Below are 9,044 nucleotides of genomic sequence, written 5' to 3' on the forward strand. Positions count from 1 at the left end.
TACAACCCCACCCGCCACGGCGGCGCCCAACGAGACACCGAACAGCAGGCCGCAGCCTGACTTTGATCTTGAGGTTGACACAAGGGGTGTCATCGGCTCTCCTCGTGCGTCGGGTTTGGCCGTACCCTCACACCGCGAGCGGGCCGGAGGTAATGAGCGGCGGCGATAGACTCCGGCTATGGCACTGGAGATCCGGCATCTGCGGGCGATCTGCGCCATCGCCGACGCGGGCAGCCTCTCGCAGGCGGCCGCCGCGCTCGGCATGTCCCAGCCCTCGCTGACCTCGCTGCTCCAGCGGCTCGAACGGCAGATCGGCACGCCGCTGTTCGTGCGCAGCCACACCGGCGTCACCCCGACGCCGGTCGGCGAGCAGACACTGCGGCGGGCGCTGGTGTTGCTGCTGGAGTTCGACCGCTTCGAGGCCGACGTGCTCGGCACCGCGGGCGACGGTCCCATCCGGCTCGGATCATCTCAAATGGACTGTCTGCCCACCTTCATCGAGCGGCTGGACGAGGTACTGCCCGCGATCGAGCTGACCGTCCACATTGAACCGTCCAGTTCCGTGCTGGCGCAGGCACTCGCGCACGCCACACTCGACATCGCCGTCATCGCCATGTCGGACGATCAGGAAGTGCCGCTGGCCAAGCAACTCGGGCACCGCGTGCTGTTCCCCTGGATCCCGGTCTTCATCGGCCTGCCCGCGCGGCATAGGCTCGCCGGGCAGACCGAGGTCGATCTGGCCGACCTCGCCGACGACGCCTGGATCGGCCCACCCGGCCCCGAGGACGGCTCACTCACCTCGCTGCGCGCGGCCACGCACCGCGCGGGCTTCGCCCCGAAGATCCGCTTCGAGTGCCCGAACGGCGGCGGCCGCCAGCTCATCGCCGCAGGCCAGGCGGTCCAGCTGGTCGAACCGACCGCGCCCGAACTGCCCGGCATGGTCGTCAGGCCGCTGAAAGGCGACCCGATGCGCATGCGGCTGGTGCTCGCCTGGCGCAAGGAACGCCTGACCTGGGACCAGACCGAGCACGTCTACCGCGCCGCGATGACGTCGTACACCCGCCACGCGATGGCGTCGACGCCGTTCCGGTCGTGGTGGGATCGCCGCCGCACGACCCAGTCGTGGGACGGGCTGGTCGGGTACTTCGGGTCGTGAGTGTTTTGGCCGGTTAGAACCGGCCGTACCACTCACGACGCTCCGCGTGCGGCGGCGAGCAACGCGCCGAGCACCGTCTTGATCAGCGGGTGGTCGGCGCTCCCCCGCCGGACGGCCGCGAACACCCGGCGCAGCGGGGCCTCGCCACGCAGCGGGATCGCGACCGCGCCGGGCACGGCCGTGACCGCGTTGCGCGGCACCAGCGCCACGCCCTCGCCAGCGGCGACCAGTGTGGTGATCGCACGGAAGTCGTCGGAGACGTGGCGGATGCGGGGATTCGAGCAGGCGATCTCCAGCACGTCGCGGCATGGATTGCCCTCGCGGGGTGCGATCCACTCGTCGTCGGCCAGCTCCGCTATGTCCACTTCGGACTCGGTGCCGAGGCGGTGTGCCGACGGCAGCACCACGTCGAAAGGTTCGACGTACAGCGGTGTGCGGGTGAGCCTGCCCTCGTCGGTACGCGGGGAGAGCCGGTACTCCTCGGTGATCGCCAAGTCGACCTCGCCGTCGAGCAGCAGCGGGATGCTGGCGTGCCCCTCGGCGTCCTGGATTTGGACGGACACCCCCGGCGAAGTCTTGCGCAGCGCGCCGATGGCAGGCGCGACGACGGTGGTGATGGCCGAGGCGAAGCTCGCCAGGCGCACCAGCCCGCGCACCCCGGAGTCGAGCTCGGCCAGGGTCGCCTGCGCGCGCTCGAGCTCGGCGGCGACCGCGTTCGCGTGCACCACCAAGAGTTCGCCTGCCGGGGTCAGTGAGACGCGCCTGCCCCAGCGGCGCAGCAATTGCTGGCCGCACTCGGCTTCGAGCGCGGCCAGCTGCTGGGACACCGCGGACGGGGTCAGGTGCAGTGCCTGACCCGCCGCCGTCACGGTGCCGTGGTCGGCGAGTGCCCGCAGTACCCGCAACCGTCGCGGATCGATCATCAGTCCATCATGGACCTCGCGGTGACGAACGCGTCGACCGCACGGTGGATGTCCTCGGTGGAATGCGCGGCCGACATCTGCGTCCGGATGCGCGCCTTGCCGTGCGGCACCACCGGGTACGAGAAGCCGACCACGTAAATACCCTGGTCGAGCAGCAGATCCGCCATCCTGCCCGCCTTGGCGGCGTCGCCGATCATCACCGGGATGATCGGGTGCTCGCCGGGCAGCAGGTCGAAGCCCTCCTCGGTCATGCGGCGGCGGAACAGCTCGGTGTTGGCGCGCAGCCGCTCCAGCAGCTCGCCCGACTTCCCGAGCAGCTCCAGCGTGGCGAGCGCGGCCGCGGTGATCGACGGCGCCAGCGAGTTCGAGAACAGGTACGGCCGGGAACGCTGCCGCAGCATCTCGATGATCTCCGCGCGGCCCGAGGTGTAGCCGCCGCTCGCGCCGCCGAGCGCCTTGCCCAAGGTGCCGGTCAGCACGTCCACCTTGTCGCTCACGCCGAACAGCTCCGGCGTGCCGCGCCCGGTCGGGCCGGTGAAGCCGACCGCGTGCGAGTCGTCGACCATGACCAGCGCGTCGTGGCGCTCGGCCAGCGCGACGATCTCGTCGAGCGGCGCGAGGTAGCCGTCCATCGAGAACACGCCGTCGGTGGCGATCATCCGGTACCGCGCGCCGGACGCCTCCTGCAGGCGCTTCTCCAGGTCGGCGATGTCGCGGTTGCGGTACCGCATCCGCTTCGCCTTGCACAGCCGGACGCCGTCGATGATCGACGCGTGGTTGAGCTCGTCGGAGATGATCACGTCCTGCTCACCGAGCAGCGTCTCGAACAGGCCGGCGTTGGCGTCGAAGCAGGAGCTGTAGAGGATGGTGTCCTCGGTGCCGAGGAACTCCGACAGCTTCGCCTCGAGTTCCTTGTGCGGCTGCTGGGTTCCGCAGATGAACCGCACCGACGCCATGCCGAAGCCCCAGCGGTCGAGCGCCTCGTGCGCGGCCGTGATCAGCGCCGGGTGGTCGGCGAGGCCGAGGTAGTTGTTGGCACAGAAGTTCAGCACCTCACCGCCGGTCACACTGACCGCGGCCCGCTGCGGGCTCTGGATCACCCGCTCTCCCTTGTACAGCCCGGCTTCCCGGATCTCGGCGAACCCGGCCTTGAGGTCGTCGCGCATCGCGCCGTACATCAGTTCTCCGTCCAATCCAGGATGACCTTGCCGCAACGGCCTTCCCTGGCCGTCGCGAACGCCTTCTCGTGTTCGGTGTAGCCGAAGCGGTGGGTGATCACCGGCGCGATGTCCAGCCCGGCCTGCAGCAGCACGGACATCGAGTACCAGGTCTCGAACATCTCGCGGCCGTAGATGCCCTTCAGCTGGATCATCTTCAGCACGACGGTGGCGATGTCGACCGAGACGTCGCTCGCCGGCAGCCCGAGCATCGCGATCCGGCCGCCGTGGGACATGTTGGTGATCATGTCGCGCAGTGCCTCGGGGCGCCCGCTCATCTCCATGCCGACGTCGAAGCCCTCGGCCATGTTCAGCCGCGCCTGCGCGTCGGCGATGGTCGCGTCCGAGACGTCGAGCGCCAGGTCGACGCCGACCTTGCGCGCCAGGTCGAGACGGTGCTGGCTGACATCGGTGATCACCACATTGCGCGCGCCCGCGTGCTTCGCGATCGCGGCGGCCATGATGCCGATCGGCCCGGCGCCGGTGATCAGCACGTCCTCGCCGATCACCGGGAACGACAGCGCGGTGTGCACGGCGTTGCCCAGCGGGTCGAAGATCGCGGCGATGTCGAGGTCGATCGGGTTCCGGTGCACCCAGGCGTTCTGCTCGGGCAGCACGGCGTACTGCGCGAAGGCGCCATCGGTGTGCACGCCGAGACCGCGCGTTCTCGCGCAGAGGTGACGGCGTCCCGCCTTGCAGTTGCGGCAGCTGCCGCACACGAGGTGTCCCTCGCCGCTGACCAGGTCGCCGACCCGCACCGACGTCACCGCGCGGCCGATCTCGACCACCTCGCCGACGAACTCGTGCCCGACGACCAGCGGCGCCTCGATGGTCTTCGCCGCCCAGTCGTCCCAGGCCTCGATGTGCAGGTCGGTGCCGCAAATGCCAGTGCGCAGCACCCGGACGACGACGTCGCCGGGCCCGGCGACCGGGTCCGGCACGTCGGTGAGCCGCAGTCCGGGTGCTCGGTCCACTTTGACCAATGCCTTCATGGCGCGAAGTCTCGCCCGCCACCCACTGTGCGGTCCATCGCGAGTTTCTGCATTTCCTTGTTAGCTCACCTTCACAAGGATTGCGCCCTGCGCTCGGCCATCGTGACCCCGCCGGCACTCCACAGCTCGGGCTTGAACTCGGTGATGTGCACGCGGACGGCCTGATCCTCGACGCCGAGGCTGTCGCGGACGGCGTTGTGCACCGCGGCCAGGCATGCTCGCAAGGTTTTGGGGTCGCGCCCCTCGGCGAGCTTGATCTCCACGAACGGCATTTACTTCCTCCAATTCGGCACCCGGCCGGGTGAGCCAGGGCGAGCCTTCGTCTACACCCGAGCTGACAATGATCATGCCAGCGCCTTCTGTGCCTGTCCGGGCCTTGGGGTCGTGAGCGTGGCGGGCCGTTCCATTGAGGGGGAAGTCAAACGTGGCGTCTCGGTTGGTCGCCGCCCGGGGAGCGGCGGCTCGCCCGCATCAGGCGAGTTGATCTTCACGTGGGGAAGATCTGGCCGTTCAACGTCCGGATTCTTCTTTACGCTCCACGTTCGGCTCGCCCCGGCGCCGACCCGGCACAGCCAGGTTGCGCGTCGGCCGTGGCGCGATGGCTTTGCGGCGTTAGACGACGCAAAGCCATCACACCAGCCTCCGATGCCGCAACCAGCGCACGTCAGGACCCAAGCTCATGTCCACAAAGGACATAAGTCGCGACCTTTTACCACACTTTGTCGTATTTGCCTGAATTTGCGCCGGGTTCCGGACGGAACGAACGGGGCTTGTGTGTCGCTCAGCGTGGCAAACGTGGCGTTTGTGCGTTCACCCGACCCGCGCGGCATCCGAACGCAGAGTCCTCGGTCCCCAACTGCCCGGCATTGGGGTCCAGCCGCCCGCAACGCTCACGACCACATCCGCCGCGTCCGGAACAAGGCGTTGACGAACCGGTGACACGTCTGCAACATTTGGACACCTCCCCGCAAGAAGTCGACTAGCTCACGCAAGTTCAGGGCTACCCCTCTCTGTCATCGATGAAGAACAGAGGACACGATGCACCGGAAGCAGCTGCTCAGCGGCCTACTCGCGGCGGGTTTGATCGCCGCCGGGGTCTCCGCCGCCACCGCCGCCCCCACTCCCGCACCACCGGCCGCTCCGGCCGGGCTCGTCGCGGACAAGACCCTGTCGGCCAGCAGCGCGCTGCCCGGCTATCCCGTCGGCAATGCCGGGGACGGGGACCAGAACACGTACTGGGAAAGCGCCAACAACGCGTTCCCGCAGTGGCTGCAGGCCGATCTCGGCGCCGCGACGGCCGTCAACCGGGTCGTGCTGAAGCTGCCTGCGGCGTGGGGCGCGCGCAGGCAGACGCTCGGCGTGCAGGCCAGCGCTAACGGGACCGCGTTCACCGAGGTCGTCGCGCTGGCCGGGCAGGACTTCACCCCGGCGGCAGGCAACACCGTGTCACTCACGTTCAGCACGACGGCCACCCGTTACCTGCGGCTGAACATCACCGGCAATACCGGCTGGCCCGCCGCGCAGATCTCGGAGTTCGAGGTGTACGGGCCGGTCACCGGTGATGTCCAGCCGCCGAGCCCGCCGTCGAACCTGGCGTTCACCGAGCCGGGCGGCGGCCAGATCCGGCTCACCTGGTCGGCCGCGAACGACAACGTCGGCGTGACCGGTTATTCGGTCTACCGCAACAACACGCTCGTGACGACCGTGGCGGGCGACGTGCTCACCTACACCGACTCGCAGCCGTCCACCGCGTCGGCCGAGTACTTCGTCCGCGCGCGCGACGCCGCCGGCAATGTCTCCGGTGACAGCAACCACGTGACCAGGACCGGCCAGGGCGGTGGCACCGATCTCGCGCGGGGCAAGCCGATCGAAGCGTCATCGACGGCGTTCAACTTCGTCGCCGCGAACGCGAACGACGGAAACCTTGCCACCTATTGGGAATCGTCCGGCTATCCGTCGACGCTGACCGTCAAGCTCGGCGCGAACGCCGACGTCAGCTCGGTCGTCGTCAAGCTCAACCCTGATCCCGCGTGGGGCCCCAGGACGCAGGGCATCGAGGTGCTCGGACGTGAACAGTCCGCCACCGGCTTCACCTCGCTGGTCGCGGGCGCGAACTACGCGTTCGGCCCGGCCACGAACCAGAACTCGGTGACCATCCCGGTCACCGGCCGCACCGCCGACCTGCAACTGCGGTTCACCGGCAACAGCGGCGCGCCCGGCGGCCAGGTCGCCGAACTGCAGGTCGTCGGCACGCCCGCGCCCAACCCCGATCTGACCGTCACGGCGTTGACCTGGACGCCGGCCGACCCCTCCGAGACCGACCCGATCACGCTTTCGGCCACGGTCCGCAACACCGGCACGGCATCGGCGGGCGCGACCACGGTCAACTTCCTGCTCGGCGGTTCGGTCGCCGGTTCCGCGCCGGTCGCCGCGCTCGCCGCCGGCGCCTCGGCGACGGTCACGGCGTCCGCCGGACGCAAGGCGATGGGCAGCTACAGCGCTTCGGCGGTGGCCGACCCGGCCAAGACGATCTTCGAGCAGAACGAGGACAACAACAGCTTCACCGCGTCCTCGCAGCTGGTCGTCGCCCAAGCACCAGGGCCTGACCTGCAGGTTCTCGCCGTGACGGCCAATCCGCCCAATCCGGCGGCGGGCACGGCCGTCCGCTTCACCGTCTCGGTGCACAACCGCGGCACCGCGAGCACGGGCGCGAACACCGTCACCCGCGTGGTCGCGGGCGGCACCACGCTCGACACCACCACCGCGCCGATCGCCGCGGGCGCGACGGCGAGCGTGAGCACCACCGGCACGTGGACCGCGACCAGCGGCGGCGCCACGATCACCGCCACCGCCGACGCGACCGGCGTCGTCACGGAGACCAACGAGACCAACAACTCGTTCTCCCAGTCCATTGTGGTCGGACGCGGCGCTGCCGTGCCGTGGACCGAGTACGAGGCGGAAGCCGGGCGCTACCAAGGAACCTTGCTCACGGCCGACCCGCTGCGCACCTTCGGGCACACGAACTTCGCCACCGAGTCGTCGGGCAGGCAGTCGGTCAGGCTGACCGGCACCGGCCAGTTCGTCGAGATCACCTCGGCGAGCGCCGCCAACTCGATCGTCGTGCGCAACTCGATTCCCGACGCCGCGAACGGCGGCGGCATCGACGCGACGCTGAGCCTGTACGTCAACGACACGTTCGTCCAGAAGCTGAACCTGTCGTCGAAGCACAGCTGGCTCTACGGCAACACCGACGGCCCCGAGGCGTTGACCAACACTCCGCAGGCCGACGCGCGGCGGCTGTTCGACGAGGCGCACACGCTGCTCCCGTCGAGCTACCCGGCGGGCACCAAGTTCCGGCTCCAGCGCGACGCGAGCGACACGGCGTCGTTCTACATCGTCGACCTGGTCGATCTGGAGCAGGTCGCGCCGCCGACCGAAAAACCGGCCGAGTGCACGTCGATCACCCAGTACGGCGCGATTCCCGATGACGGCAACGACGACACCGCCGCCATCCAGCGAGCGGTGACCGACGACCAGAACGGCGTCATCTCCTGTGTCTGGGTGCCGGCCGGTCAGTGGCGGCAGGAGCAGAAGATCCTCACCGACGACCCCGAGAACCGCGGAACCTACAACCAGGTGGGCATCAGCAACGTCAGCGTCCGCGGCGCGGGCATGTGGTACTCGCAGTTCTACACGCTGACCGAGCCGCAGAACGCGCACGGCATCAACCATCCGCACGAGGGCAACTTCGGGTTCGACATCGACGACAACGTCCAAATCTCCGATATCGCGATCTTCGGGTCAGGGCGCATCCGCGGTGGCCCGGACGGCGCCGAGGGCGGTGTCGGCCTCAACGGGCGGTTCGGCAAGAACACCAAGATCTCCAACGTCTGGATCGAGCACGCCAACGTCGGTGTCTGGGTCGGCAGGGACTACGACAACATCCCCGCGCTGTGGGGCCCGGCCGACGGCCTGCAGTTCACCGGCATGCGCATCCGTGACACCTACGCGGACGGCATCAACCTGAGCAACGGCAGCCGCAACTCCCGCGTGTTCAACTCCTCGTTCCGCACCACCGGCGACGACGCGCTCGCGGTGTGGGCCAACAAGTACGTGAAGGACCCGTCGACCGATATCGGCCACGACAACGCCTTCACCAACAACACGATCCAGCTTCCCTGGCGCGCCAACGGGATCGCGATCTACGGTGGCTACGGTAACAAGATCGAGAACAACCTCGTCTACGACACGATGAACTACCCCGGCATCATGCTGGCGACCGATCACGACCCGCTGCCGTTCTCCGGGCAGACGCTGATCGCCAACAACGGGCTCTACCGCACGGGTGGTGCGTTCTGGAACGAGGACCAGGAGTTCGGCGCCATCACGCTGTTCGCGGCCAATCTGGACATCCCCGGTGTCACGATCCGCGACACCGACATCGCCGACTCGACCTATGACGGCATCCAGTTCAAGACCGGCGGCGGGAACATCCCGAACGTGGCGGTCACCAACGTCCGCATCGACAAGTCCAACAACGGCGCGGGCGTGCTCGCGATGAGCGGCGCACGCGGCAGCGCGACGCTGACCAACGTGACCATCACCAACTCCGCGAAGGGGGACATCGTCAAGCAGCCCGGCTCGACGTTCGTGCTCACCACCGGTTAACCGGGGTCGTGAGCGTTGGGGGGGGGGGGGGAGTACCCCCCCCCCCCCACCCCCCCAGCGGGGTGCACGGGCCCCCCGGGCGCGGGGC

General features: G+C 68.8%; 6 protein-coding genes. 2 read left to right on the forward strand and 4 right to left on the reverse strand.

All coding sequences use genetic code 11. From position 1 onward, the window contains the following. Positions 1 to 178 precede the first annotated feature (178 nt). On the forward strand, positions 179 to 1,156 hold the full coding sequence (locus ACFV15_RS46865) for a LysR family transcriptional regulator (RefSeq protein ID WP_378359839.1): 978 nt from the start codon (positions 179 to 181) through the stop codon (positions 1,154 to 1,156). A 32-nt stretch (positions 1,157 to 1,188) separates the two neighbouring features. Here ACFV15_RS46865 and ACFV15_RS46870 read toward each other — a convergent pair whose 3' ends face one another. From ACFV15_RS46870 to ACFV15_RS46885, 4 genes are all read right to left on the reverse strand, one after another. Beyond that, positions 1,189 to 2,079, reverse strand: coding sequence for a LysR family transcriptional regulator (locus ACFV15_RS46870; RefSeq protein WP_378359841.1), 891 nt, complete (start codon positions 2,077 to 2,079; stop codon positions 1,189 to 1,191). Continuing rightward, positions 2,079 to 3,257: a glycine C-acetyltransferase gene (locus tag ACFV15_RS46875; protein ID WP_378359847.1), complete on the reverse strand. Its 1,179-nt coding sequence runs from the start codon at positions 3,255 to 3,257 to the stop codon at positions 2,079 to 2,081. The genes ACFV15_RS46870 and ACFV15_RS46875 overlap by 1 nt, the downstream gene beginning before the upstream one ends. Next, positions 3,257 to 4,288 (reverse strand): L-threonine 3-dehydrogenase, encoded by a 1,032-nt coding sequence (tdh, locus tag ACFV15_RS46880; protein ID WP_378359843.1) that lies wholly within the window; start codon positions 4,286 to 4,288, stop codon positions 3,257 to 3,259. Before tdh ends, ACFV15_RS46875 begins: the two co-directional genes overlap by 1 nt. A gap of 71 nt (positions 4,289 to 4,359) precedes the next feature. Next, positions 4,360 to 4,560, reverse strand: a complete 201-nt coding sequence (locus tag ACFV15_RS46885; protein ID WP_378359844.1) for a 4-oxalocrotonate tautomerase family protein — start codon at positions 4,558 to 4,560, stop codon at positions 4,360 to 4,362. 766 nt (positions 4,561 to 5,326) lie between these two features. Between ACFV15_RS46885 and ACFV15_RS46890 the strand changes: the two genes are divergently transcribed. Continuing rightward, positions 5,327 to 8,956: a CARDB domain-containing protein gene (locus tag ACFV15_RS46890; RefSeq protein WP_378359845.1), complete on the forward strand. Its 3,630-nt coding sequence runs from the start codon at positions 5,327 to 5,329 to the stop codon at positions 8,954 to 8,956. Positions 8,957 to 9,044 lie beyond the last annotated feature (88 nt).

Origin of the sequence: Amycolatopsis sp. NPDC059657 (assembly GCF_042734395.1) — a bacterium.
GTDB lineage: Bacteria > Actinomycetota > Actinomycetes > Mycobacteriales > Pseudonocardiaceae > Amycolatopsis.